Genomic DNA, 26,096 nt, shown 5'->3' with positions numbered 1-26,096 from the left:
CTTTGGGGCATAACCTTGTTAGCACTTAATGTGCGGCACACTAAGCCATTTAGTTGTGTATTGCGGTGTCAGTAAATCCCTTCGCATTGCCCATTTATGCTCTATACCTTGTGCAGCGAGAAACACAGTATCACTGCCATAACGTTGATTGATGTGATCTAGTGCAAGCATTAATGCTGGCTTAGCTGTCGGGGGATTAAACAAATCAAGTTGGCTGTTCTGTTCGCTAGCTAAATCGATTAGGCCAATTCCTATCTTGTAATAGCGAACACCATCACGAAATAGCTTGGGCGCAGCTTCACTCATAGCTTTGGTTAGCTCGACGGTGCAGTTAGTAGGGCAAGGAAAATGCACTATAGCTTTGTAACTAACAGGACGTTCATCAAAGGGTGAGTTGCTAGCAAAAAGTAGCATGGTCTTGCAGCTTGAGCCTTGCTTACGCGCTTTACTTGCTGCAATACCGACATGCTTGCTCAAAGCTTGTAATAATGAGTCAAAGTCGGTGATCCGCTCCCCTACACTCCGCGTTGAGAAAATTTGCTTTTTATCAGCCCTCGCCTCATCCCACACTTTACACACTTGTCCGTTAAGTTCACGAACTGTACGTTCGACTTCAATACTGAATTGTTTTCGGGCTAGCCCAGGAGGTATACATGCTAGTTGATAAGCAGTATGGATATTCATTAATGCTAGCTTCTTACTAATCCTTCGCCCAATACCCCATACGTCTCCAACAACAAGTTGCTTTAGGATAGCGACACGTTCTTGGTCCGTATTAATCACACAAACGCCATGATAGCCCTTAACCTTCTTAGCGGCATGGTTAGCAATTTTAGCTAATGTCAGTGTTTCACCGATCCCAACACAAACAGCTAAACGCGTCTCTTTCCATACTGCACGGCGAATTAACTGACCTTGAGTGTTAAGACACTTGATAGCGGGATAGCAGTTTTTAAACGAGAGAAAGCTCTCATCTATACTGTAAATATGTTGCTCTGGTGCAAAACGGCCAATGATATTCATCATTTTGGTAGATAAGTCAGCATACAACTCATAGTTCGAAGAACAGACAATAACACCTCGTTGGGCGCAAAGTTCTTTAACTTTAAAATAAGGCAAAAACTTCTGAATACCCACTTCTTTGGCCTGTCTATTGGCAGCAACTATACAACCGTCATTGTTACTCAACACAATGATTGGCGCGGTAAGCCAATCAGGACGAAATACCTGTTCTGCACTGCAATAAAAGCTATTAGCGTCGACTAAGGCAAACATCTAATGCTCACACAATAATGGACTTTGACGGTGGCAACGAATAGAGCGAGTCACTACACCTTCAATACTAAACTCATCATGTTCATGAATGGTTACTGGCTGGAATTGGTGATTTGAAGAAAGTAGTAGACGGCGTTGAGAATCAAGGATTTTGCAAACAAACTCACCGTTAAAGTTGGCGACTATAACATCCCCGTTTCGCGCTGTTTCATGGCGATCAACAATGAGCACATCACCATCAAAGATACCAACGTCCTGCATTGAATCGCCTTGAGCGAGTCCTATGAAGGTTGCGCTAGGATGCTCGATAAGGAGATCATCTAAGCTCAGACTTAACTGACTGTATTCTGCGGCTGGACTTTCAAAGCCTGTTATTCCTGCATGGGCAGGTATGGGGATCACACGCATAAACAAAACCACTGTATTTACATACAGCAATTCTAGCGATGGACTACAAAGAAGCAAGCATAACTTGGATAAAAAATCCGAGCTGATAAAAAATAGTAATCAGGAAGTACATATATCAGTTATTTCCTACTATATCGCTATTCAATGAGCCAACAGCAATTTGTTTACCTAAATCAAATCCAATCACTATCTCACAGATGCTAGGGTCTAACTCAAGTTGCTGGCATACAAAATTAGCCTCAAGGACTTTTTTAAATGGTTTTGCTTGGTCTGGTGAGCGGTGCCATGCTTTTAGCAAACGCTCAGAGGAAATGTCGAATTTAGCTAGAAACTCATTAGTATCACAGCGGTAAATCAAATAGGCAAAAAATGGGATATGGTCTTCCACGCCCAAGTTATGTCGAATAGTCTCAATATTTGGTTCATCGATAAACGTCTCTATCAATAATAAAACACACTAATATGAAAACATTAGTGTGTTACGAATAATATCGCAAGCATTGAAAATGTCTAAAGATCACATTTACGCTTCTAAAATAAGCTTCTTTAAACGGATTAAAGCAGCAACTTGTAATGACTTTAGCTGCTTATCGTTAACTTCTAGGGTTCGATTATCAAGCAAAAGTCGACTTATTTTCCAACGTTTTCTATTAATCTTATGATACCAGTAGCTAAAACCATATTTCTCAACCCTATCGCGTTGTGTTGCGTTTAAGAACATCAATATCATTGGATTGTAAAAAACAGTGCTTTTAAGAAAATAAGGAGCCTTTTCAAGTTGACCAAGGCAAATAGGTTTTTTTGAATCCGCAAACTTAAATACACGTTCCAAACGACTAATAGGTACGTAACGCTTCTTAGCTGTGTCATAAACAAGCAAATCAACATTAAAAGGGCCTAAATCTAGATATTTCCTTAACTTGTCGTACACATAGGATCTATTAGATTTTGGACTGCCAAAATTCCCCATTCCTAAACGTGACTTTTTAGCTTCCTCATTCAAATAATAACTTCTTAGCTTGACATTCGTACGTTCGACTAACAAATAAGGTAACGGCACGCCAATTAGATCCATAGCGATATCAAGGCGCGTTACATTAGCCACCTCCATAGTTTGCTGTGCATCATCACCTAATAACGACTTAAACCACTCGAAAAAGGCGGTAATTTCGGCAGGACTATGCCTTGCGGGATTTAATGATATTTTGACTAAACGCTGTTTCGGGCGCTCCTCTCTAACCTCTGGATGTATTCCCCAATAGACAATAATCTTTGAAGACATTGGATTTTCGAACATTGCGAAGCGTTGATACACGTCTTTGTAATTCTTTAGAACTTTAGTGGTGCCCGTTTTATACAGCTTAAAATGCTCCGTAGGCACAGATTTCATAGCCATAGATAGCGAAGAAACCACTGATTCTGGCACGTCTATAGTTAAGTACAGCATATCGACAAAGGGTATCACGCCGGATTCGAGCGGATTCATGAATATTGCGCTTAAGTAACGGCCAAGTTCTAATAGCTTAAAATGATTTAACCGCTCATTACTCGGCTTATCTTTAAACCAAGCTTTGAGCCGTGTTTTAAATACTTTAGAAGAAGAATTAGATAGATTGGCAAGATCACATAACTGGTTATTTGCTTGGGTATAAGCATTTACACCTGCTACGTAGGTTTTGCCAGAATGCACACGAATTATATTAGGAATAGTAGAGTTATTAGGCTTAGACATAGTAAGATCTCTGTTACTGTTCTATTACTACATACTTGTTAGCTATATAATAAGATATATACTACATATACATAATAATACTGTTGTATTATAGAGCGCACATCAATATCGCATATAAACATGATGTGCACTTGTATTATCTAAATGGTAAAGCTTATAAATTCAGTTGTCTCAACTTGAGACAACTTTTGATTCTTGCAAAGACAATATCTGCTCGACACACTCATTAAGCGCCATTAATTCAATGGGATGTAGCTTAACAATAATATTAATAGCTTCTCCTAGCCTAGCGGTGTACACACCACCGTAAGTTTTATATATAATATCAGCCATTACTGATTGAATAATACAATCAAGTTCTGAGTCGTCTTTTGCATCATCGGATTCATCATCGGATTCATCATCGGATTCATCATCGGATTCATCATCGGATTCATCATCGGATTCATCATCGGATTCATCATCGGATTCATCATCGGATTCATCATCGAATTCATCATCGAATTCATCATCGAATTCATCATCGAATTCATTATCGGATTCATCATCGAATTCATCATCGAATTCATTATCGAATTCATCATCGAATTCATTATCGGATTCATCTTTTTCGTCTCCGAAAGGTAAATAATCCTTATCAGGTTCAATAGAACAATCCTCCCCAAATTTATTTTCAAAACTCTGAATAGATTGTGGTTTTAAATGTGTAGGTACTTTTATATCACTTTTATGAGTTTCATTATCTGCAAGACAATTAAACCTTCCATAATAAAAAATTTGTTGTTCTACAATTTTAGCCGTCATAGGCTTATCTAGTTTACAATTTAACTCAAACCAGAAACATTTGAGTTGGTACAAACCTTGAGTAACTAAAACACGATTAAGCTTCTGGCAAATATTGGAATTGATTTTTGGAGAACACCAGTCATAACTACCATATATAGAGTAATTAATATTGATTTCGACAATCACTCGATAAACCGTTGCACGTGAGATAGTTAAATGGTTCCCCACAAATTCATTTATTGATTTACAGTTATAGGGAGGATATTTATACATTTCATGGATGTATATTAGAAATAGCCAATACTTAAATTCTGCAAATGTATTGGAAAGGTTTACAATTGTGTCATTTACCTCTTCCTGAGTTGGCTTATACTTCGGGTTACCAAGCCCGATAGACTCTTGTTCACCAGTAATAATTTCAGGAATATGGCTTTCATCAACTTTAGGAGCACTTGTTCCATCACTTAAATCTTGTACCCTTTCACTTGCAACCTGATTGACGTCCAGCAAAATGCTCTTATTAACTTGTTCCATTTGATGATCCTCAGTTCAATTGTTTATACCAAATCTTCGATGAAGATTTAAATTCACTCTCCACAAGAATCAATAATAAGGATTATAAATAGGTTGTATCCCCTCTGAACTAATGTATTTTTTTCTGATCAGAAGTAATGAAATAAAAGTTGGAATACATTTGAAAAAACAAAAAAACACTATATTTCATCAAGTTAAGCATTAGTGATTCTATTGCTGACATCAGATAAAAAAAACTAATACACTATAGCTTGATAGATTCGGCTAAAAATTGGATGGAATTGAGATGGAGTGCAGACTATATTGGATGGACACTTTGCTTTAACCATTATTTTTTCTATTTAAAAATGTTATAAAAAGCAAAAGCGGAATAGAAATACTCTTAAGAATCAAATGGATAAATAGATGGAAGATATTTATAAAGCTCAAGGTAATGTTGGAACGGAAAACAATCCCATCTTATTGGAAAAACGCTTATCAGACCGCAAGCTACTTAAAGAACACATGCCATCTGTTGAATCAGCAGATTTAGCTAGGTACGCCAAAGTAAGCACAAAACATGCTCAACATGTTATGAACTTGATATCAACACCGACATTGAGTATTGACGAGCTAAAAGTAGCCTTGTTCCTGTTCGAAGAATTGGTACATCAAGATGATTGGATTGAACAACAAGTTTTCTCTATAAAAACAAATCAATTTAAGACCGACAATTTCGGAAGTAATGGTGGAATATATTTTAGCCAATCAAGCTCTGGCCTGCATCCACAACTATTTAAAAAACCCAAAAACAGTCTTTTGCAACTAATCAACAAAAAAAATATAAGCCTTGAAAAAAACTGTGATTTATTGAAAATCCTAACTAAGTTACATGACTTCGCTTTATTAACGTTAACTCAAGTAAATATTGATTTTTGCCTTAATAAAAGTCTGCCCACCCCAAATATCTTCACAACTGAATATGTTCATATAGTTTTGAATATTGGAGTTGTTAACTCTAAATTAAACTTAAAATGGGGAAAGCAAAAAAGAACTACACGTAAAGATAAAGAAGCACAAAACTCCACTCCGAGATTGAGTGACAAAAGTGAAGTCTCTTTACTAGTTAAACAATTAAAAATGATAAATAAAAAATAGCTTACTCCCCTTAACCGTGTCAAAAACAGCTGCTGAAATTGAGTCCATAAAGTGATACTATGAACGTGTTTCTTGTATCACTTTTCCCTTCTAGCTCAACCCTCTAAATACAATTCAACTAATACACTTACTGGAGTTTTCAATGACTACAGCGACCCCGTTCGCGCTGTATTTGAGCCGTCTGTCTTCTAATAGTCAGCGCTCTATCAGCTCACAAATGCGCAGTATTGCACGATTAATGCAATGGCAAGAAGACTGTCTCAACGACAAGCTATGCCAGATTGACTATCAACAAGCATTACAGATACGCGCTGTGATGACACATGCAAAATGGTCTGCTCGTTCGATTAACCGCGCCATGATTGCAATAAAGAATATCGTAAAAGTAGCAGCCTTGATGAATCAAGCAGAGTTATCGCAAGTTGCTAACTTGGAGACAATTAATCAGGTCAAACATGGACAGCATCAAGGTACACCATTAAGCACTGAACAAGTAACGGCTGTACTTACCTACTTTAAAGAAAAGAAAGGCGCATTCGCTGCCCGTAATCTGGTGATATTCAGCCTGTTCTTAGGTACTGGACTTCGCCGCAGTGAACTATCAGCGTTAATGCTGCACGACTATGATGCAAACCTCCACTCTTTGACAGTAGTTGCGGGTAAAGGTAATAAAAGCCGCACCTTGTTTTTACCCAATTGGGTAGAGCAAAACCTTGTTACATGGCTCAAGGTACGCAGTCGTCAGCAAGGTTATTTACTGTGTAAGTCATCCCTTACTGGCAAGCTTAAATTAACTAAGCCAACCACACCAACGTCTCTATATCGATTAGTCAAAGAGACCTTGTATGAATTGGGCGTGGATAATGTTTCACCCCATGATTTACGTCGCACCTTTATCACTCGTTTACTTGAGCAAAATGTAGACATCAATACCGTGAGGCAAATGGCAGGCCATGCGGATATCAGCACCACTACGATTTACGATAAACGTGACCATGAGTTTATGAAGCAGGCCGCTGAGATTCTTGATTACACGCCACCTGCGAAAGCCCATAGACGGGGGCGCAAGTAACCGATGATAAACATAAAGACACCTCTACAACGAGCAAAGCATTGTGATTACCTCGCCACCCAGTTTGCTGAAACATTGTTATTGTCAGCGGTAGACTATGGCTTCGAATCTATCCCTTCTTACATCATCAATGGGTTAGTTGGGATTAAGCTTCAACAGGGTATTCAATACGATATTGACAGTACGATAGCGTTATTCCCGTTAACGGATAACCATCCAACAATTGCCGATACCGTGCAACATAATGCTGTATTTCTATGCGAGTTATTTAAGCTTGAGCCAGCGATGGTCACAATCATGAAACTGATTATTGTGATGAATGCCAACTCAGGTTTAAGGGAGTTACTTACCCAGCTATCGGTTCATGACTCTTCTATCCTTATCCATCAGCTAGAACAAGATACGGGGTTAGACGATGATGGTATTTATGAACAACTGCAATACTTGGTTCATAACAACTTTGTTGACCACGCTAATTTTCATGTTCCAGACCTATTAAGAATACCTAAGCCATTTCGTGCATTCTTAGTAAGCCAAAAGCTAGATAGTCGCGAAACGTTTCTTAAACCCATCCTCAAGTACAGCCCTAAAGCCCAGTTCACACTCAAGCAGTTTGAGCATGTGAATGCCGACTTAGTCTATCGCTACCTCAAGGCTGCAAACGCTAAACGCCTTAAAGGTGTTAACATTTTACTCTATGGGGATGCGGGTACGGGTAAAACAGAACTATCACGTACCTTGGCACAAAAACTTGGCCGCAACCTTATAGAGGTACAAAGTGTCCAGTTTGAAAATGGTAAAGCGACTGCTGATTTCATTAATACAGAACCGACCAGACAACGCCTTACCTACCTCACGCTATTGCAAAACCTGATTGGTGATTCAACTGAAAACCTACTATTGGTCGATGAATGTGAAAGCATATTTAAACATGCCGATGAGCAATATTCTAAAGAAAGCCTGATGCGCTTAATGGAGAATAATCCTGTACCTGCAATATGGATAACTAACCATGTGTCATCGCTTGAGCCTAGTTACATTAGGCGGTTCAAGCTGGTGATGGAAATCCCAGTACCAGATGAAGCGTTTAGCTATGCCATGAGTAAGGCCATGCTGAAAGCGCTTAAGGTATCCAATGAATTTAGAATGATGTTAGCGACTAAATCGAATGCCGTCCCTGCATACATTGCTAATGCAGCGCATGTCGCCAGCACTTTGACGTTAACGGGGGAGGAAGCAGAAGAAGTGGTACTTGAAGTCATCGATGCCACCCTTGATGCGTGTGGAGAAGACTCTGTTCCAGCGAAATATGAAGGGCAACTCACCTTTAACCCAAGCTGCTTAAACCTTAAAGCCATAGACGGGCAAGATGCACAGACCATTATCAGTGACATCGACACCGCTATCGCTAACAGCTTACCTGTTAGGGTATTACTCAATGGCCCCCCAGGTACAGGTAAAACAGGTTGGGTGCATCACTTGGCTGAAACACACGGAATGGAAGTCATGCACATCAAATGCTCGGACGTGCTCAGTAAGTATGTGGGTGAAAGCGAGCAGAACATCGCAGCGCTCTTTAGGGAAGCGCATAAAGCTAAGAAGCTGATGCTCTTTGATGAAGTTGATAGTCTACTGAGTAAGCGTCAGAACGCGCACTCGCAGCACGACGTTCAGCTCGTCAACGAACTCTTGTCGCAGCTTGAGTGCAATACACAACCTGTGTTTGCAGCGACAAATGCACTTGATGCGATTGATAGCGCAGTAATGCGAAGGTTTGATTTCAAACTAACATGTGACTATCTAACCGAATCTCAACGCCACATCTTATATAAGCAGGTGCTAGGCCTTAGTCAGCTCACCAAAGTAGAAATGAGCCAGCTTAAACCCTTACAACAACTCACACCCGGTGACTTCGCAATCTTAGCAAGGCGCATATTATTTCAACCCAACCATAACCACAGAACAACGGCCATCGCATTACTGGAAACAGAAAGTAGCCGTAAACAAGTCACTCGCAGTATTGGCTTTATCAACTAACACCCAACAACACATTCCACTAAACCGTTAAAAGGAACATCCCATGACAACATTATTGAGTTCGCTCAAGGTTATTGCTCGCCCTGAAATTGCCGTTAAGCCGCCTATCGTAGCCAAAAGAACTCGCTTGGTTGATAAACTTAAGCAGCAACTTGAAATGGCAGAATGCTTCATCCAAGGAACAATATTTGAAGCTTACCGCGAAAAAAGCATGAAAGACCCTGAAACGGGAGAGCGGAAGAAAGTGCGTCGTCGTATCAATGTTCGCCCTTGGTACTACGACAATGAAGGCCATTATTATCTAGAAGTGCGTGTTGGTATTAGGCCGATAGAATTCGTTAAAGACAAACCCGCTATTGATGTCGGTGATAAAGCCAAGCTACCAGAAACCATCCAACTCATTATTGATGCTGTAGATAACGGTGAATTAGACGACCTCTTACTCAAAAGTGCCAAATTTCCAACCAAAAAGAATAAGGCGAGTCAGGAACCCAAAGCCGAACCCCCCACTAAATCTACTAAGTAACAATCTAATCAGTAGGGGGGATAACCGTCCCCCATTAAATAAGCGCACGAAGAAACCACGAAGGATGCTAAATGAACACCATCACTAAAGTAATGGCATTGCCAATATCCAATAGATTGATAATGGCATTAACGCCTTTTATCGCTGAACAAACTAGTAATGCGATTACGATTAACTTTCGAGATCCTGATTACAGCCCTCAACGTGGTGGCTACCACCCTGTAGAAATACGACTAGAGAAACAAGGTGAACAATGGCATTTATGTTATATCACTGACTTTTGTTATGTCGGCCAAGGAGGCCACTGGGAATTGGTTAAAGAGGTGGACTTTGATTTAAGCAGCGGCCTCTTTCAAAGTATCAATGGTGCCTTTTCTATTGAGGTCGCGACAGAGTTCTACCCGATTTGGGAGCAAAACTTCCTTTGTTATTGGTTGGAGTTTGATGTATTTGAAGTGGTTGTTACCACGGATTAACCACCAAGTATTGGAAAGTGAGTTAAAGAAGCGTGTTGGTGTTAAATTTAAGTCATAAAAAAGCCCCGTTCGGTTAAGAACAGGGCTTTCAAATAATGGTACCTGAGGTCGGACTCGAACCGACACGTCTCGCGACAGGGGATTTTGAATCCCCCATGTATACCAATTTCATCACTCAGGCAAAGACTTAGAAGCTATTTTAGCTTTGCAAAGTAATCTAATTTAGACCAAATTACTTTGCAAAACTGAACAACTTAATTATGTGTTTTTAACCCTGTTCGAAACCATTTTACTTGAACAGGCACATATTTGTAACTTTAAAAAACTTTGCAAATCTTTACATGGCTTTTGAACGTTAATTATTGACACATTAACTTTCTATTTCAACAGCTTAATCGATATTTAAAAGTAGACGCAGCGAATTTTGAATCCCCCATGTATACCAATTTCATCACTCAGGCAAAGTCTTGTGAGCTTTATAAGCTGTGCAAAATCATCTAAATAAATATCTTTGCAGAACTTACGACATCACTAATCAAAATTCAATTGTTATTGTCACAATTGAGTGTTGGCGATTATACCTTTGCTTCTGACAATGGCAAGCCCTTTGATGATTCTTTTATGTAAAAATCAACTGATTGCTCAAAAGTCATTCGCATCACCTATTCTATATTCTATGGTTGTTTTTGTGAGCTATTTAGCAAAATTAACGAAATGCTAATACTGAGGAGACGAAGGTTGATCGAGATCATTATTGTTATCACTTTTTAACTTTATGATAAACATGATTTCACATTCAGAGGATAAGAGTCATGGCATTTTGGTTAGATTTAATGTTTGGAAACGCAATAGGATTACTTTCTATGATTGTCATTTTTTGCACATTCGGAATCATGTCTTATCTAATGTGGATGTTTGTTGTGAAGTCTGCTCCAGTTAAGTAAGTCGCTTAATCGGCTAAGTTATTTTACTGCTAATATTTTACTGCTAATTGTTCAACACTTCCTTGCGAATGATATAATTAGGGGGCTTTATAGCCCCCATTTTTTTATTGCTGTGTGCTTTATGCTGCATGCTTTCTTGCTTGCACAAGACCATTCACAAATTGCGGCCTCGTTTTAATAAGATAACTCATCTCTTCTGCACTGGGTTCTCCAGCAGGTAAACGCAATACATCACGATTGAGATAAACGCGTGCCTGCATCGAAATTTTATAATCTGCTGTCGGCCCCTGAATTGCGTAATGACGCTCATTACCGAGTGTTTCCAGAATATTCGTATTGACTAAATTTCTCACTGCTAGCTCATTTTGCGGCAGCGTCAGAATAGTCTGCCCTTGCAAGAAAAACTCTCGCAATAAGGCTCTTTCAGCTGGGTCTAATAATTTAACCTTAGCTTCAATCGTTTCAACTGTGCGTTTCTGGCGTAAATTAACAATGGCCTCATCTACCACAAAAGCAAATAATTGACTGAGAAAATAGGCAACACCTATGATTAAACCTAAGCCAATAAACTGACCATAATCACTCACAATATTTGCTAAAGCGAGACTCGCCAAAATATCTTTGGGGGCAAAAAGCAAAGCTGCACAGGTTACGACTCCCCATGCCATTACACTGACGAACACACGCTTGCCGTTTAGTAAATTCATCGAACCGATTTTCATTTTCATCATAGCCTACTCGCAGTGTCAGATTTTTGAACTTAACCCAAATAAAGCAAAATTAGTGCCAAGAGATTCAAACGGGCACACCAACACTTAAATCACTGATAAGTATAAATAATAAACCTCATTGAACTTCAATATAAGTCGATATTAGAATGCTAATAGAGCCAAATAACCCACGATTTTCAAATATCGATGCAGTTATACCAATCCGCATTAATAAGTGAACACTCAGAATGCGTCCAGCGGTTTTTGATTAAGGTGTCGCTAGTAGCCATGGTTGTTCCCTTTCAAATAGCGAGATCACAGAGCAAAAGGGGCTGAAGGCTCGACAAGGCAGATACCAATAAGTCATGGTGTATCACATAGAGCGTATTAGTATAAAAGACGGTGAAGAGGACAATTAACGTGATGTGAACTCAATATGGGGGCGGTTAGCTACAACCGCCAATATTAGGCTAATAGACGAAGGGTCAATCTTGTCAGAGAAGTTATGCATAGCCTTGGCAATGATATTCAAAGGCTATGTATTCTGGGCAATGCTAGGCGTTGTAAGCCGATGGCTTACTTTGCTGCTAATTTAGTTAATACTCGGCTCACGGCCACAAAAGCAAAGGTGCCAGTAACCATAGTGATTGCGCCAAATCCCGATGCACAGTCCATACGCATGCTACCTTCTGCTGTTGCTTTGGTATTGCATACGCTGCCATCGGCTTGTGGGTAGACTAAATGCTGAGTGGAAAAAACCGCATCAACGGCAAATCGACGTTGCACGTTTTTGCTAAAATTATATTCTTTACGCAATATATTACGCACCTTAGCCAATAAAGGGTCTTGTACTGTTTTGGCTAAATCGGTCACTTGAATTAACGTCGGATCAGTCTGGCCACCCGCGCCACCAATCGTCACTAACGGGATTTTATTACGCTTACACCAGGCGATTAAGCCTGCTTTTTGTTTAACCGCATCGATGCAATCAACCACATAATCAATCGTACCGCCTCGCGATGCCGGAACAAAGTATTCGCCTAAGTTATCTAACGTCACAAAGTCTTCGACTTCATTAACAATACACTCTGGATTGATCTCGTTAATCCGTTTTGCCATTACCTCAACTTTCGACTGACCAATAGTAGAAGTTAACGCATGAATTTGGCGATTAGTGTTTGTCACACAAATATCATCTAAATCGATGAGGGTGATTTGCCCTATACCACTGCGCGCTAGCGCTTCGGCGACCCACGTCCCTACTCCGCCAATCCCGACAACCACCACATGGGCTTGTGAGAAAGTCGTCAATGCCGCTTGACCGTATAAACGCCCCACGCCAGCAAAACGATGAGTATAAGATTCAGACAACATGGATTACGCCTCGATTAACGACCAATTTCGCTGGCGATTCTAGCTGATTTCACGCTAAAGCTAAATGTTTGTTGCAGATAAACGAGTAACTGACGGAGTCGCACTACTTTGATGCCGCTACTTTTTATAGCAGTCACTTGATTTGATTAATTATCAGCCTTACTAGACTAAGGTCTAGTGATCCAAGTCGTTAATATATTCAACAATTAAATTAACATACGCTAAACTACTGGATTATCGCTTTTGTTGTTGTGCGCTAGCCTATTTGTTAATAAATAGGAACATCCCAAAAGAGGTATATCTGCACTGAAATGTGACAAAATTTGATAAATCATCGCCATTGTCACAGTTTTCTGCACAAATTTTTAGGTAGGGCCAGTTTATTTGATCTAGCCCACACTATGACGATGCTAAATCTGTAAAAATCTGCACCAGATTGTTACAGGATAGTATCTGCAACAGACTTCACTAACTAAAACCATGAAAAATGGAATATAGAACATAACGTTCTAGGGAGCATGAAAGATGAAAAAGACCTTAATCTCTGCATCGGTAGCATCTGTACTTACACTCGTTTCTTTTGCTACGCTTGCTGAAGGCCCAAGTTTCTATGGTCGTTTAGATTTAGCTGTAACTAATTCTGATAACGGCTCTACTACGCAAAATGGTAAAGAAGGTACTGTATTAGAAAATAACTTTTCTAACTTAGGCGTTAAAGGTAGCGAGAAAATCAGCGACGGTGTTGAGCTTCTATACCAAATGGAATTCCAAGTAGAAAACACCACTCAAACTTTAGATAAAGCTGAAGAAGATAAATACAAAAATGAAGTCACATTTAAATCACGTAACACTTTCCTTGGTTTAAAAACCAATGCTGGTACCGTACTTGTTGGTCGTAATGACACAGTATTCAAACAGTCTGAAGGTGGCGTCGATTTATTCGGTAACTTCAACGCTGATATCGACCGCTTAATTGGCGGCCAGGATCGTAAAGCAGACGGTATTTGGTACTACTCACCTGTTTTAGGTGGTTTAGTAACATTAAATGCAACGTATTTAATGGAAGACAACTACACAGATGCTGACGGCAAAGATTCGTACGAAGACCAATACGCGTTAAGCGCAACGATTGGTGATAAAGGCCTTAAAGCGCAAAATTACTATGTAGCGGCTGCTTATAATACGATTGGTGGCATTGATGCATACCGCGGTGTGGCACAAGTAAAATTAGGTGACTTCAAACTAGGTGGTTTATACCAAAACACTGAAAGCCAAACTTCTGATCAAGAAGGTGATTCTTTCTTCGTTAACGTATCTTATGACTTAAACGGCGTAAACTTAAAAGCTGAATACGGTCAAGACGACGCTGGTTTTGGTAAATATTATAAATCAATCAAAGATGTTAATGGTAATGCCGCTACTGGTCTTGATGTTGACGTAACCAATATTACTATTGGTGCTGACTACCGCGTTTCTAAGTCAACGCTGGTTTATGGCCATTATGCAATGTATGAAGGCGACCATAAAGTGGGTACTGCAACTGTAGATTTAGAAGATGATAACGTCTTCACTGTTGGTGCACGTTACGACTTCTAATCATCTTGATGCCAGCATAAGCTAGGCAACTTTAATGATAAAAAATGCCAGTCTAATGAGACTGGCATTTTTATGTAAGCACCGTTTTAGTGTACTTATAAAACAAATCACAACGACGGCTTAAGCGCCTTACGCTATCACTTGATTAAATACTTCCACATGATGCGACTCAACAAGCTCTGGCATCACATTGTGAAAGTAGTGCTCAATGGCATCTTTAGCACAATGCTTGTCAAACGCAGCCCGATCGACAAATTTTTCAACAAATGCCACTTTACGATCATCTTCAATACTGACATTTAATTCATAGCGAATACAACCCAGTTCACGACGAGTGTCAGGCACTAAACTCGCTAATGCTGCCAATAATGCATCACGCTTACCTTCTTTAGCTACAAACTGCGCAACACAAACAATTTGTTGAGTATTGATTGAATAATCAGACATTTATATTCCTTAACATTTATGAATAAGTAAGCAGCATATCAAGATGTGGTATTCCGTCTTCAAGATACACTTCAGAATTAACAACAAAACCAAGCTGTTGATAAAAATGACGTAAATAATCTTGAGCACCAATTTGAATATGATCATCTGGCCAGCGTTGTTTTGCAATGGCTATTGCACGCTGCATTAATTGATTGGCTACGCCTTGACCTCGCGCTGATTTAGCCACAGCCACACGGCCGATACTGGCTTGAGGGTAACTGACATTTGGTGCAAGTATACGACTGTAAGCTACAATTTCTTGCTGACTATTAATGCCGAGTAAATGCCTTGCATGCGCATCGTTGTCTTTTCCATCTAATTCAGGATAAGGACAATTTTGCTCCACAACAAACACATCAACACGCAGTTGTAACACGCCATAAAGCTGCTCTAAAGACAATTCAGTAAAGCCCACATCTAACCAAGTTAACGACATTTTTCACCTTAATCGGTTGTACTTGTTCCCTTTTAAATAGCGAGAACGCAGAGCAAAATCTGCTGGGGTATTCCTTTAAACTCTCGCTGAGTCATCACTTATTAACGCGCAATGGTATAAGATAATACTATCATGATTAATGCACTTCATTCGGCTGATCTGAGCCACTTTTTTCGAGCGGTTTTCGAATCAGTAACACCGCGATGACCGCGATAAAAAGCAAACAAGACATAATAAAAAATACGTCGTTATAAGCTTGAACATATGCCTGTTGCGTCATACTTTTAGCCAGTAAAGCATAAGCTTGAGCATTGGCACTCACAACATCAGAACCAGCACTTTGCAATATCAAAGTGGTGTCATTAATGTACTGGTATGCTTGTGCACTCACCGCCGGCAATGTTTCTTTAATATGAGCTAAATGCATACGAGACAAGTTATCACTTAGCGTTGCTACTAGCGCAATACCAAAGGCGCCACCGAGATTGCGCATCACATTCAATACCGTCGATGCAGAGGCATTTTCATGTGCTTTAAGATGCATCGTCGCTAAAATACCAATAGGCACTAAAATAAACGGTTGCCCTAACGCCCTGACGATTTGTGCTGTAATCATTTGATCGCCAGCATAATCAATTGTCATATGGCTGTTCATATAATAACTGATTGAGAATAGTGCAAAACCAATGGCAGCTAAGTAGCGAGGATCAAAACGTTGCATCAATTTAGGCACTAGCGGTAACACTAATAATTGCGGAAAGCCCATCCACATGATCACTTCACCAATTTCGAGCGGCGTGTAATCATGAATTTGCGACAGATATAACGGGATTAAATAAATGGCACCAAATAATGCCATGCCCAATAAAAAGTACGCCACGGTAGACAAGGCAAAGTCGCGTTGTCCGAGCAACCTGATATTGACCAAAGGTTGGGGTTTGCGTAATTGGATCCAAATAAACAAACCAATATTGATCACAGCAATGATTGCGAGGTTACGAATAAGATCAGAACCAAACCAATCTTTACGATTCCCCTCTTCTAACACAACCTCTAAGCAGCCCATTCCCAGTGCCATTGTAATAATTCCGGAGTAATCTGCATTTTTGAGTTTGTCCCAAATAATGGGTTTACGCTCCAACCCATACGCCAGCATCACCATCACTAATATGCCCGGCGGCACGTTAATATAAAACAGATAATGCCAACTAAACTGCTCAGTTAACCAACCGCCTAGTGTTGGGCCAATGGACGGAGCAAAAGTCGCCGTAACGCCAAACAACGCCATGCCCATGGCGCGTTTACTGTCAGGTAAAAACTCAAGAATAAGCCGAAACGCTAATGGAATAAGCGCGCCACCAAAAAAACCCTGTAATGCACGAAAGGCTATCATCGACTCAAGGTTCCAAGACATTGAGCACAATATTGAGGCGACAATAAAAGCCGCGGTGGTCCACAATAAATAACGTCTGGTCGATAAACCCGTGCTGAGCCAGCCAGACAAAGGAATAGCGATCATTTCGGCAACTAAATACGCGGTCGCGATCCAACTACCTTCTTCTAGCGTTGCGCCTAAGCTGCCTTGAATTTCTTTCATTGATGCATTGGTGATTTGAATATCCAAAATCGCCATAAATGCGCCAATAAGCCCACCTGCTACCGCAATCCATGAGCGATAACTGCCACGTTGATACCCTGTCGGTTTATCACTAGGGACTTGATTAGCATCTAACTCTGCCACTGACTGGCTCATATTAACGCCCTGCAGTGACAGCGGCCGAATCATTAAAGTTCGCTTTAGCGGTGGCATGTGCTTGAGTTGCACTCTCGGTGTCAACCTTAACGACTGCACTCAGTCCAGGTAAAATACGAGTTCGGACTATCGCCGCATTTTCGTTATCAATACGGATCCGCACCGGAATACGCTGCACAATTTTAGTAAAATTACCGGTAGCATTTTCAGCCGGCAACAAACTAAATTTAGAACCAGAAGCAGGCGCTAAGCTGTCGATAAAGCCATTAAATTCTTCATCTGGATAGGCATCGAGTGTAACTTTAACAGCCTGACCAGGTTGCATATGTTCGATTTGAGTTTCTTTAAAATTGGCCGTTATCCATACCTGTGAATCGGGCACTAAGCTAAACAATGCTTGCCCAGGTTGCACGTACTGCCCCACTAAAGCACCACGCTTACCAATAATGCCTGAAAATGGCGCAGTAATTTTGGTATCAGCTAATTGAATATTGGCCAATTCAACACTCGCTTGAGCCTGATCTACGTCAGCTTGAGCTTGCAATAACTGGGCATTAAACACTGACAATTCACGCTGCTTTGCCACTAATGCCGCTTGCGCCTCATCAACGTGTGCCGATGCCGAATCAAAACTGGCCTGGAGCTGATCAACATCGTTTTGCGAACTGTAATTGCTCACCTTCAGTTTTTGCGATCGTGCTAACTGCTGCTTGGCAATTAACTGATCCGACTGCGATGCAACCACAGCCGCTTTGGCTTGATTGATCAAGGCTTGTTGTAAATCCACTTTCGCCGCCAACGTCTGTAAATTGGCTTGCGAACTGGCTAACACAGCCTGACTTTGAGCGACACGCGCCACAAACTGACTGTCTTCTAATTGTGCAAGTACATCGCCTTGATTTACATGTTGATTATCGCTAACCGCCGATTGCACAATATAACCAGGTACTTTGACACTGATACTTGAAATATCGGTCTCCACGTAGGCGTTATCGGTCGACTCAATAAACCGCACTTGTAACCACCAATAAACGCTTGCGATAACGACCGCCAGAATAAGACTTGGCACTATGATAAAACGTTTATTTATAGACATGTTGAACTCCTAATTTATTACCTTCTAGTTTACTACTGTTTCGTGTAGTTTATTAGATAGCTAAAATTCAACCCACTGTTCCACAGGTGTAACAATATGGATCTCAATCGCGTTCAGATTTTCTCGCAAGTGGTAGAGCAAGGCAGTTTTACCGGTGCAGCTAAAGCCCTTGGGATCACTAAAGCGACAGTCAGCCGTAAGGTTGCCGAGTTAGAAGCTGATGTAGGGGTACAGCTCTTATTTCGCACCACTCGGGCATTAAAGCTCACCGAGGCGGGTTCAAGTTATTACCATCGCATTAATAAAATTTTGCAAGATTTACAAAGTGCAGAAGACTTACTAAGTGCTAGCCAACAAGACATTAAAGGCAACTTAAAAATCATAAGCCCTATAGAATTAGGGCAATTATTTTTGGGCCGTATTTTCGCGCGCTTTCTTGCTGCTTACCCAAACATCACTATCGATGCAGAATTGACTAACCGTAAAGTGGATGTGATTGAAGAAGGAGTTGATTTTTTATTCCAAATAACAGAGGTTCATGACCCAAAATTACAAAGCTACTCACTGGTGACTGCCAGTAGGCAACTGATGGCCAGCCCCGACTACCTTAAACGTCATGGCACGCCAAAAGTCCCACAAGATTTAATGGATCACACTGCGATAAAATTACAATCGGCGCACATCAATGGTGGTTGGCGTATATTTGATGGTAAGCAGTGGGTTGATCTTGATCCACCAGCACAACTGAAAGTGAATAATGTCACTTTTGCACGAGAAGCGGCCATCGAAGGGCTTGGCATCACAGCGGTGCCCGTCATTATTGCCCAAGAAGCGATTACAAGTCAGCGACTTACTCCGATTTTAGAAGACTTTCCAATGGCACAAACTAAAGTGACGTTAAGTTTCCCTCAACGGGTATATATGCCACGTAAATACCTTGTTTTTATCGAATTTCTTTATGCTGCACTCATTGAAAATTGGGGCGATAATGTATTAGAGATCCCCGACTTTATTCATGTGAAGTCACGTTAATACCTCATTGTATTGCGGGCATATCTTTATACTTTTGTCGTCTAGCCCTAGCGCTAAATAATCTATCGATGTTATAGATATTTTTGCTCAACTTGGTGCTAGTATCGGTTTAAGCTTTTAGCCAACAGGATGCTTATCTCAACGCTATATTCGCATTACTTATACTTGATATTGTGATTCATATATTGTTTAAAATTTTTACAGAGTGATCAAAGCCCTGAGCCATACACGGAGTAAATAACATGAGCAAAGAACGTAATAATTCAAAAGAGTCAAAGAAACAACCCTTGCTATCGTTAAAAGAAAAACGTGCAGCAAAAGATGCGAAAAAAGCCCCAAGCTCTTCAGTCATCAAAGGCAAATAGCCTCGCCTGTTGTAAGATAAAAAAATACCGAGCCATGAGCTCGGTATTTTTTTTAGGTGTAAAGACTATTTATAACTGGTTTTTTATCCACTTAGCACTATGGTTGACCCATTCGGCTAACTTATTACGAACAACAACTTTTCTCTTTTTTGCCTTTTGGGATCTTATCCCACAGCACTTTAGCCATTAATATCGCTAACACAATCCCAGATACCGCCACCACACCTTGTGGTAATAACGCATGTTCTTCACCTATCTGTGGCATCACCTCAAAACCAAAGGTATCCACTAAATAATTAACCAACACGCCAAATGCTAACGCCACACCGATAACGCCGCCTAGGTAGCCATATAATGCACGTTTGCCTAACTCTTTAGTGACAACACCGAGTGTTGCGATATTAGTTGCTGGACCTGCCATCATAAACACCAATACCGCACCAGGAGATACACCCGCTAACAGTAATCCAGCCGCAATCGGTGTTGAAGCCGTAGCGCAGATATACATAGGGATAGACACTAACACCATGACTAACATGGCCAAAATGCCGTCGCCCCACTTCACTAAAAAGTCGGCAGGTACGTAAGTTTGTACTAACGCAGCAAAAAACAATCCGACCAACAACCACAAGGTAGTGTCTCTCACTAAATCAGTCGCGGCGTAATGCAAGCCCGATAATACTCGGCTAAATACACTGTTTTGTTTAAGCTCGGTTGCCATGTCCTGAGTTGATGCACAGCAGCTGGCTTCTTCACTGCTCACTGCGACATCTTGGCTCGCTGAAGCTGACTTGGGCGCACAACAACTGCTTGCTACTTCAACTTTCGGCTCAGCTTGACTACTGCAACAACTGGATTTAACCGCCACGGCTTTAGGCTCTACAGCGATAGGAGCCATTGCGTTAGGACTCATAGCTTCAGAGTTTGCGCCGCAACATGACTGTGATGATGCTGATTGTGATGATTGTGATGATTGAGGCTTTGATGATTGAGACTGTGCAGCATTTGCATCAACTACCTGAGTCTCAACCGCCTGAGATGATTTGTCCGCCTTACTCACACAACAACTACTTTGCTTTGGCGCTTGTTCAGCACTCAACACTTTGGCTAAAGCCATAGGGCTTAATACCGACTCAGCTTTAACGGCGGTCATTTTAACCCCTGCATGCTGCACAGTATCAGCATTGCTTTCGTGGGTAATTGAAGCCGCTTGAGAAGAACTTGATATATTGGCCTTCTTACTTGCACAACAAGACGACTCCACTTTTGCTGCAGGCTTGTTGCCTGACTCAGCTTTAGCCGATGAAGGCACTCCATCATCGTCATCGCGGCCCACCAACAGCCCCGCCACAATCGCACTAGTAATAGCTGCAATGGGACGCACTATGGCCATAAATGGCCCGAGTAACACGTAAGATACGGTAATTGAGTCGACACCGGTTTCTGGTGTTGACACTAAAAATGACGTGGTAGCTGCTTTTGAAGCTCCGGCGCGACGTAAACCAACCGCAGCAGGAATAACCCCACAAGAACACAAAGGTAATGGCGCACCTAATAATGCCGCCTTAAATACTGTTTTAATCCCATGGCCACCGAGTTGCTTTTGCATCCACGCCATAGGCACAAACACTTTTAGCAAACCCGCTAACACTAACCCCAACAATAGCCATGGGGCGGACTCTAAAAATAAATGAATAAAATTGGTCAATAACATACTTAGTCCTTATGACCTGAATGAGCAAAATGATGCTGTTCTTTTTTGGCAATAATATGTTGGTCAGACGATTCTAACGCTTCGAGTATCGAGCAATGCTCCGCGCTATCTGGGCCGCCGCAACAGGTGTTCGATAAACTCTTTAACGACGTTGCAAAATGTTGTAACTCCGCTAACTTAGCTTCAACCTGCTCAAGCTTAGTGTCAACCAAACCTTTGACCTCAGCACAGGCTCGATTAGATTTATCCACTTCTATAGACAATAAATCGGCAATGTCATTAAGCGAAAAACCCACCGCTTTGGCGCGAAGAATAAACTTTAATCTGTCAGAATCGTCATGGTTATATAATCTGTAGCCTGAATCAGAGCGGCTCGAAGGAGACAGCAGCCCGTGTTTTTCGTAAAACCGTAAAGTGTCAGCCTTGATGTCGTACAAGGCAGAAAGTTCGCCTATTCGGTACATGATTAAACCTCAACTCAGAAAGTGTATTCAGCTAAAAAGTCTCTGAAATTAGCTTAAGTATAAACCTTGGAGTTTAATCCAAGGTCAAGGGTTTATTATGGATTATTTTTGATTATTTTTGATTATCTTTGTTCTTATTTCAATATTGTGAAATCACACAGAAAAAACACCCAATACATACACTTTGCGATAAAATACGCCCGCCTAATCGTAAGACAGTATCTAGTGGTGTTATCGCAACATCATGAGGGACTTTGGTAAAGCAGACTTGAAGCAATTCTGCTTTACGAAAGATCCTTAAAATCAAACTAGTGGACCCTGTACCTACATGAATAATGTCAGACCAATTCGTCGCGCGCTATTAAGCGTATCAGATAAAACTGGAATCCTTGAGTTTGCACAAGCGCTGCATGCACAAGGTGTTGAACTCTTATCTACGGGCGGTACTGCAAAGCTACTTGCAGACAACAACATCCCGGTAATTGAAGTTTCTGACTACACAGGTCACCCAGAAATTATGGATGGTCGTGTTAAAACGCTGCATCCAAAAATTCACGGCGGTATTTTAGCCCGTCGCGGCATTGACGAAGTGGTAATGGAACAAAACGCCATTAACCCTATCGATTTAGTGGCTGTTAACTTATACCCATTTGCTGAAACTGTGGCTAAGCCAGGTTGTACCTTAGCCGACGCTGTTGAGAACATCGACATTGGCGGCCCAACCATGGTGCGCTCAACCGCCAAAAACCACAAAGACACCACCATTGTGGTTAACGCAAAAGACTACGGTCGCGTGATTGCTGAGATGCAAGCCAACAATGGCAGCACTACGCTAGAAACTCGTTTTGACCTTGCCATTGCCGCATTTGAGCACACCGCTGCTTACGACGGAATGATCGCCAACTACTTCGGTACTATGGTGCCAGCACACAGTAACGACGAATGTCATGACGATTCAACGTTCCCGCGTACTTTCAACAGTCAGTTTGTCAAAAAACAAGACTTACGTTACGGTGAAAACAGCCACCAAAAAGCGGCATTTTATGTCGATACGCAAATTGATGAAGCTTCAGTGGCCAGCGCGATTCAGCTTCAAGGTAAGGCTTTGTCTTACAACAATATCGCCGACACTGACTCAGCGCTAGAATGCGTTAAAGAGTTTGAAGGCCCTGCATGCGTTATCGTTAAACACGCTAATCCTTGCGGTGTGGCACTAGGCGCTAACTTATTAGAAGCCTATGACCGCGCTTTTAAAACCGACCCAACATCAGCATTTGGCGGCATTATTGCCTTTAACCAGGAGTTAGACGCGCAAACGGCGCAAGCTATTGTTGACCGTCAGTTTGTTGAAGTGATTATTGCCCCTAAAGTCAGTCAGGCTGCCCGCGACATCGTTGCTGCTAAAGTGAATGTGCGTTTACTTGAATGTGGTGAGTGGAACACTCAAACCACAACACTTGATTACAAGCGCGTGAATGGTGGCTTGTTAGTGCAAGATCGCGATCAAGGCATGGTGAATTTAGAAGACGTTAAAGTGGTGTCTAAGCGTCAACCAACTGCTGATGAATTAAAAGACTTAATGTTCTGCTGGAAAGTGGCCAAGTTTGTTAAATCTAACGCCATTGTTTACGCCAAAGATGGCATGACAATCGGTGTCGGTGCGGGTCAAATGAGCCGTGTATATTCCGCTAAAATCGCGGGAATAAAAGCAGCCGATGAAGGTTTAGTGGTTGAAAACTCAGTGATGGCATCTGACGCTTTCTTCCCATTCCGCGACGGTATTGACGCCGCTGCAGCTGCAGGTATTAGTTGTATCATCCAACCGGGTGGTTCTATTCGCGATGAAGAAATCATCGCCGCGGCAGATGAGCACGGTATGGCCATGGTATTTACTGGCATGCGTCACTTCCGCCACTAAGCAACGCTAATATCAAATATGGGTATCGCTTATGACTCATGTTTTTGCTAAATGCTTTTGCAAAAATAGATAACAAGCGATACTTTTTAAATTTTGTTTAAACGAATTAGAGCATAGCTATTTTTTCTAGTTCAATGAAAGCACGCGCAGCTTATAAGCATAAGTGAGCATGCTTGAAGCAGAAATAGAGAACATAGCGCAGCTATAAAAGGATTGAAGATGCAGGTACTTATAATTGGTGGTGGCGGTCGTGAACATGCTTTAGCCTGGAAAGCGGCTCAGTCAGCAAAAGTAACAAAAGTGTTTGTCGCCCCCGGTAATGCTGGTACGTCTTTAGAACCTAAGTTAGAAAACGTCGCTATTGATGTTGAACAAATTGACGCACTTGTCGCCTTTGCCAAAGATAACGCCATCGAAATTACCATCGTCGGCCCAGAAGTGCCATTATCACTAGGCGTAGTTGATGCTTTTAATGCTGCAGGCTTGGCGATTTTTGGCCCTACAAAAGGCGCAGCACAGCTTGAATCGTCAAAAGCGTTCACTAAAGACTTTTTAGCCCGTCACAACATTCCAACGGCTGACTACTCAAACTTCACAGAGATTGCGCCAGCTAAAGTTTATGCAGCAACATTGACCGCAAAAACAGGTTTCCCTGTCGTGATTAAAGCCGACGGTTTAGCCGCGGGGAAAGGCGTGATTATCGCAGCCACTCAAGTTGAAGCCGATGCTGCCATTGACGACATGCTTGCAGGTAATAAGTTTGGTGATGCCGGTTCACGCGTGGTGATTGAAGAGTTTTTAAAAGGCGAAGAAGCCAGCTTTATCGTGATGGTAGACGGCAAAAACATTCTCGCAATGGCCACTAGCCAAGACCATAAAGCACGTGACAACGGCGATTACGGCCCTAACACTGGCGGCATGGGTGCATACTCTCCTGCACCGGTTGTGACTCAAGCCGTACACGACTGGACAATTGCCAATGTTATCCGCCCAACCGTTGATGGCATGGCGGCAGAAGGTAATGTTTACACAGGCTTTTTATATGCTGGCCTAATGATTGCGCCAGATGGCAGCGCTAAAGTGCTTGAATACAACTGCCGCTTTGGCGACCCAGAAACGCAGCCGATTATGATGCGTTTACAGTCTGACATCGTTGAGCTTTGCCTAGCAGCCACTCGTGGTGAATTGAACAAAGTCACCGCAGAGTTCGACTCTCGCGCAGCAGTCGGTGTGGTGATGGCCGCTGGCGGTTATCCAGACGCTTACAATAAAGGCGATGTGATTAACGGCTTAACGCTTGGCGATGTACACGGCAAAGTGTTCCATGCCGGCACCGAGATGAAAGACGGCCATGTGGTGACTAACGGCGGCCGTGTATTATGCGCTACCGCCTTAGGTAACACGGTAACCGAAGCCCAACAGGCCGCTTACGGTTTAGTGGATGCCATCCATTGGGATGACGTTTATTTCCGTACCGATATTGCTTACCGCGCCATTGCACGTGAGCAAGCTAAAGCGTAAATCATTCGCTTATCTTGTTAGCATAAAACACTCCCTGAGATGGTAACATCGCAGGGATTTTTATTTTTATAGCCATAAATTTTCTTTCATATCATGTGAGTAAAATAAGCACTCAATCCATTTAATGATTAAGCTTAATGCCTCTGCCAAGACTGATCCCCAAGATTAGTATTTTAATTACCGCAAAAGATTAACTTCTATTCACTTTGCTTATAAACCCTGTTTTATGTGATCTAGATCACTAAGATCGTGTTGTATGAGGTGCATTCTAATATAAAGCGAATTGGTTAAGCGGTTATCTATCCGATGACTAAACGCGAGTAACTTTATTAATAATGCTTGGAGTACACAATGTCATATTCTATCGAAGACCTTATCTACAAAGGGGAAAAATCAGGCGTACATGGCTGGAATACATTAGCAGGGGCCACTTTTTATTGGCATCCAGATTGGTTACATATTGCCGAAGATATGACTGGCCACAGTGCCATGACTAATATCAGCCCAGCGAAAGGTAAAGCCAACAAAGCGGATGCTGAAAGTGCCATCGTTAACCACCTTAATCACCCCAAGTAACTACTCATATCGAGCACTCATATCGCGCACTCATTTAGCTCATCCGACTGAGTAAAGTGAGATATTCTAGCAAGGGTATCACTGGTCCCACCATATACCCTTAGCGGATATTTATGCGATCTAAC

The 26,096-nt window shown here is 41.5% G+C and carries 25 protein-coding genes and 1 tRNA gene; 12 read left to right on the top strand and 14 right to left on the bottom strand.

The annotated features are described in order from the left end of the window. Window positions 1-18 precede the first annotated feature (18 nt). From AC19MX_RS10510 to AC19MX_RS10490, 5 genes are all read right to left on the bottom strand, one after another. Window positions 19-1,275 (bottom strand): Y-family DNA polymerase, encoded by a 1,257-nt coding sequence (locus tag AC19MX_RS10510; protein WP_498297908.1) that lies wholly within the window; start codon window positions 1,273-1,275, stop codon window positions 19-21. Continuing rightward, a complete protein-coding gene (locus tag AC19MX_RS10505) occupies window positions 1,276-1,683 on the bottom strand; it encodes a LexA family protein (RefSeq protein ID WP_273059908.1) in 408 nt (135 codons plus the stop codon). It abuts the gene before it with no gap. A 115-nt stretch (window positions 1,684-1,798) separates the two neighbouring features. Next, window positions 1,799-2,128, bottom strand: coding sequence for a hypothetical protein (locus tag AC19MX_RS10500; RefSeq protein ID WP_498297906.1), 330 nt, complete (start codon window positions 2,126-2,128; stop codon window positions 1,799-1,801). 78 nt (window positions 2,129-2,206) lie between these two features. Further along, a complete protein-coding gene (locus AC19MX_RS10495; protein WP_498297904.1) occupies window positions 2,207-3,415 on the bottom strand; it encodes a hypothetical protein in 1,209 nt (402 codons plus the stop codon). Window positions 3,416-3,586: 171 nt separating this feature from the next. Further along, window positions 3,587-4,735, bottom strand: a complete 1,149-nt coding sequence (locus AC19MX_RS10490; RefSeq protein WP_498297902.1) for a hypothetical protein — start codon at window positions 4,733-4,735, stop codon at window positions 3,587-3,589. Window positions 4,736-5,140: 405 nt separating this feature from the next. Between AC19MX_RS10490 and AC19MX_RS10485 the strand changes: the two genes are divergently transcribed. The 5 genes from AC19MX_RS10485 (at window position 5,141) to AC19MX_RS10465 (ending at window position 9,983) form a co-directional block, all read left to right on the top strand. Continuing rightward, the gene (locus AC19MX_RS10485) at window positions 5,141-5,872 is read left to right on the top strand and encodes a hypothetical protein (protein WP_498297900.1); all 732 of its coding nucleotides are present in this window, start codon (window positions 5,141-5,143) and stop codon (window positions 5,870-5,872) included. Window positions 5,873-6,014: 142 nt separating this feature from the next. After that, window positions 6,015-6,944 (top strand): tyrosine-type recombinase/integrase, encoded by a 930-nt coding sequence (locus AC19MX_RS10480; RefSeq protein ID WP_498297899.1) that lies wholly within the window; start codon window positions 6,015-6,017, stop codon window positions 6,942-6,944. 3 nt (window positions 6,945-6,947) lie between these two features. Next, complete coding sequence (locus AC19MX_RS10475; RefSeq protein WP_498297897.1) at window positions 6,948-8,981, top strand: AAA family ATPase; 2,034 nt, start codon at window positions 6,948-6,950, stop codon at window positions 8,979-8,981. 43 nt (window positions 8,982-9,024) lie between these two features. Next, complete coding sequence (locus tag AC19MX_RS10470; protein ID WP_498297895.1) at window positions 9,025-9,507, top strand: hypothetical protein; 483 nt, start codon at window positions 9,025-9,027, stop codon at window positions 9,505-9,507. Window positions 9,508-9,578: 71 nt separating this feature from the next. Further along, window positions 9,579-9,983, top strand: coding sequence for a DUF2787 family protein (locus tag AC19MX_RS10465; RefSeq protein ID WP_498297893.1), 405 nt, complete (start codon window positions 9,579-9,581; stop codon window positions 9,981-9,983). 96 nt (window positions 9,984-10,079) lie between these two features. Here AC19MX_RS10465 and AC19MX_RS10460 read toward each other — a convergent pair. Further along, a tRNA-Leu gene (locus AC19MX_RS10460) sits at window positions 10,080-10,164 on the bottom strand. 631 nt (window positions 10,165-10,795) lie between these two features. Here AC19MX_RS10460 and AC19MX_RS10455 point away from each other — a divergent pair. Next, window positions 10,796-10,927 (top strand): DUF3149 domain-containing protein, encoded by a 132-nt coding sequence (locus AC19MX_RS10455; protein ID WP_188957269.1) that lies wholly within the window; start codon window positions 10,796-10,798, stop codon window positions 10,925-10,927. A 119-nt stretch (window positions 10,928-11,046) separates the two neighbouring features. Here AC19MX_RS10455 and AC19MX_RS10450 read toward each other — a convergent pair whose 3' ends face one another. Together AC19MX_RS10450 and tcdA are read right to left on the bottom strand one after the other, a co-directional pair. After that, window positions 11,047-11,658, bottom strand: a complete 612-nt coding sequence (locus AC19MX_RS10450) for a superinfection exclusion B family protein (protein WP_432402846.1) — start codon at window positions 11,656-11,658, stop codon at window positions 11,047-11,049. Between the two features lie 555 nt (window positions 11,659-12,213). Continuing rightward, window positions 12,214-13,011, bottom strand: a complete 798-nt coding sequence (tcdA, locus tag AC19MX_RS10445; protein ID WP_432404713.1) for a tRNA cyclic N6-threonylcarbamoyladenosine(37) synthase TcdA — start codon at window positions 13,009-13,011, stop codon at window positions 12,214-12,216. Window positions 13,012-13,536: 525 nt separating this feature from the next. Here tcdA and AC19MX_RS10440 point away from each other — a divergent pair. After that, complete coding sequence (locus AC19MX_RS10440; RefSeq protein WP_498297892.1) at window positions 13,537-14,607, top strand: porin; 1,071 nt, start codon at window positions 13,537-13,539, stop codon at window positions 14,605-14,607. A 129-nt stretch (window positions 14,608-14,736) separates the two neighbouring features. Here AC19MX_RS10440 and AC19MX_RS10435 read toward each other — a convergent pair whose 3' ends face one another. The 4 genes from AC19MX_RS10435 to AC19MX_RS10420 form a co-directional block, all read right to left on the bottom strand. Next, window positions 14,737-15,054, bottom strand: a complete 318-nt coding sequence (locus AC19MX_RS10435; RefSeq protein ID WP_432404707.1) for a putative quinol monooxygenase — start codon at window positions 15,052-15,054, stop codon at window positions 14,737-14,739. A 16-nt stretch (window positions 15,055-15,070) separates the two neighbouring features. Continuing rightward, window positions 15,071-15,532 carry a GNAT family N-acetyltransferase gene (locus tag AC19MX_RS10430; protein ID WP_498297890.1) on the bottom strand — a complete coding sequence of 154 codons (462 nt, stop codon included), beginning with the start codon at window positions 15,530-15,532 and terminating at the stop codon, window positions 15,071-15,073. A gap of 136 nt (window positions 15,533-15,668) precedes the next feature. Next, the gene (locus AC19MX_RS10425; RefSeq protein WP_498297889.1) at window positions 15,669-17,285 is read right to left on the bottom strand and encodes a DHA2 family efflux MFS transporter permease subunit; all 1,617 of its coding nucleotides are present in this window, start codon (window positions 17,283-17,285) and stop codon (window positions 15,669-15,671) included. A 1-nt stretch (window position 17,286) separates the two neighbouring features. Then, entirely contained in the window at window positions 17,287-18,381 is a 1,095-nt protein-coding gene (locus AC19MX_RS10420; RefSeq protein WP_498297888.1) for an HlyD family secretion protein, read from the bottom strand. A gap of 96 nt (window positions 18,382-18,477) precedes the next feature. Here AC19MX_RS10420 and AC19MX_RS10415 point away from each other — a divergent pair, with 96 nt between their 5' ends. Further along, window positions 18,478-19,413, top strand: coding sequence for a LysR family transcriptional regulator (locus AC19MX_RS10415; RefSeq protein WP_432404695.1), 936 nt, complete (start codon window positions 18,478-18,480; stop codon window positions 19,411-19,413). Between the two features lie 242 nt (window positions 19,414-19,655). Next, window positions 19,656-19,778, top strand: coding sequence for a hypothetical protein (locus AC19MX_RS10410; protein ID WP_432404692.1), 123 nt, complete (start codon window positions 19,656-19,658; stop codon window positions 19,776-19,778). A 124-nt stretch (window positions 19,779-19,902) separates the two neighbouring features. Here the strand turns inward: AC19MX_RS10410 and AC19MX_RS10405 are convergent, their stop codons facing one another. Both AC19MX_RS10405 and zntR read right to left on the bottom strand, forming a co-directional pair. Continuing rightward, window positions 19,903-21,492 carry an SO_0444 family Cu/Zn efflux transporter gene (locus tag AC19MX_RS10405; protein WP_498297887.1) on the bottom strand — a complete coding sequence of 530 codons (1,590 nt, stop codon included), beginning with the start codon at window positions 21,490-21,492 and terminating at the stop codon, window positions 19,903-19,905. A 2-nt stretch (window positions 21,493-21,494) separates the two neighbouring features. Next, window positions 21,495-21,956 carry a Zn(2+)-responsive transcriptional regulator gene (gene zntR / locus AC19MX_RS10400; RefSeq protein WP_432404685.1) on the bottom strand — a complete coding sequence of 154 codons (462 nt, stop codon included), beginning with the start codon at window positions 21,954-21,956 and terminating at the stop codon, window positions 21,495-21,497. A gap of 328 nt (window positions 21,957-22,284) precedes the next feature. On the opposite strand from zntR, the gene purH reads away from it, so the two are divergent. The 3 genes from purH to AC19MX_RS10385 all read left to right on the top strand — a co-directional run bounded on the left by purH (window position 22,285) and on the right by AC19MX_RS10385 (window position 25,971). Then, window positions 22,285-23,874 carry a bifunctional phosphoribosylaminoimidazolecarboxamide formyltransferase/IMP cyclohydrolase gene (purH, locus tag AC19MX_RS10395; RefSeq protein ID WP_498297886.1) on the top strand — a complete coding sequence of 530 codons (1,590 nt, stop codon included), beginning with the start codon at window positions 22,285-22,287 and terminating at the stop codon, window positions 23,872-23,874. A 219-nt stretch (window positions 23,875-24,093) separates the two neighbouring features. Then, window positions 24,094-25,395 carry a phosphoribosylamine--glycine ligase gene (gene purD / locus AC19MX_RS10390; RefSeq protein WP_498297885.1) on the top strand — a complete coding sequence of 434 codons (1,302 nt, stop codon included), beginning with the start codon at window positions 24,094-24,096 and terminating at the stop codon, window positions 25,393-25,395. A gap of 351 nt (window positions 25,396-25,746) precedes the next feature. Continuing rightward, the gene (locus AC19MX_RS10385) at window positions 25,747-25,971 is read left to right on the top strand and encodes a hypothetical protein (protein ID WP_160056116.1); all 225 of its coding nucleotides are present in this window, start codon (window positions 25,747-25,749) and stop codon (window positions 25,969-25,971) included. The last annotated feature ends 125 nt before the right edge of the window (window positions 25,972-26,096 follow it).

Source organism: Shewanella sp. MF05956, from assembly GCF_059758055.1.
This window is presented reverse-complemented; position numbering and strand designations above follow the sequence as displayed.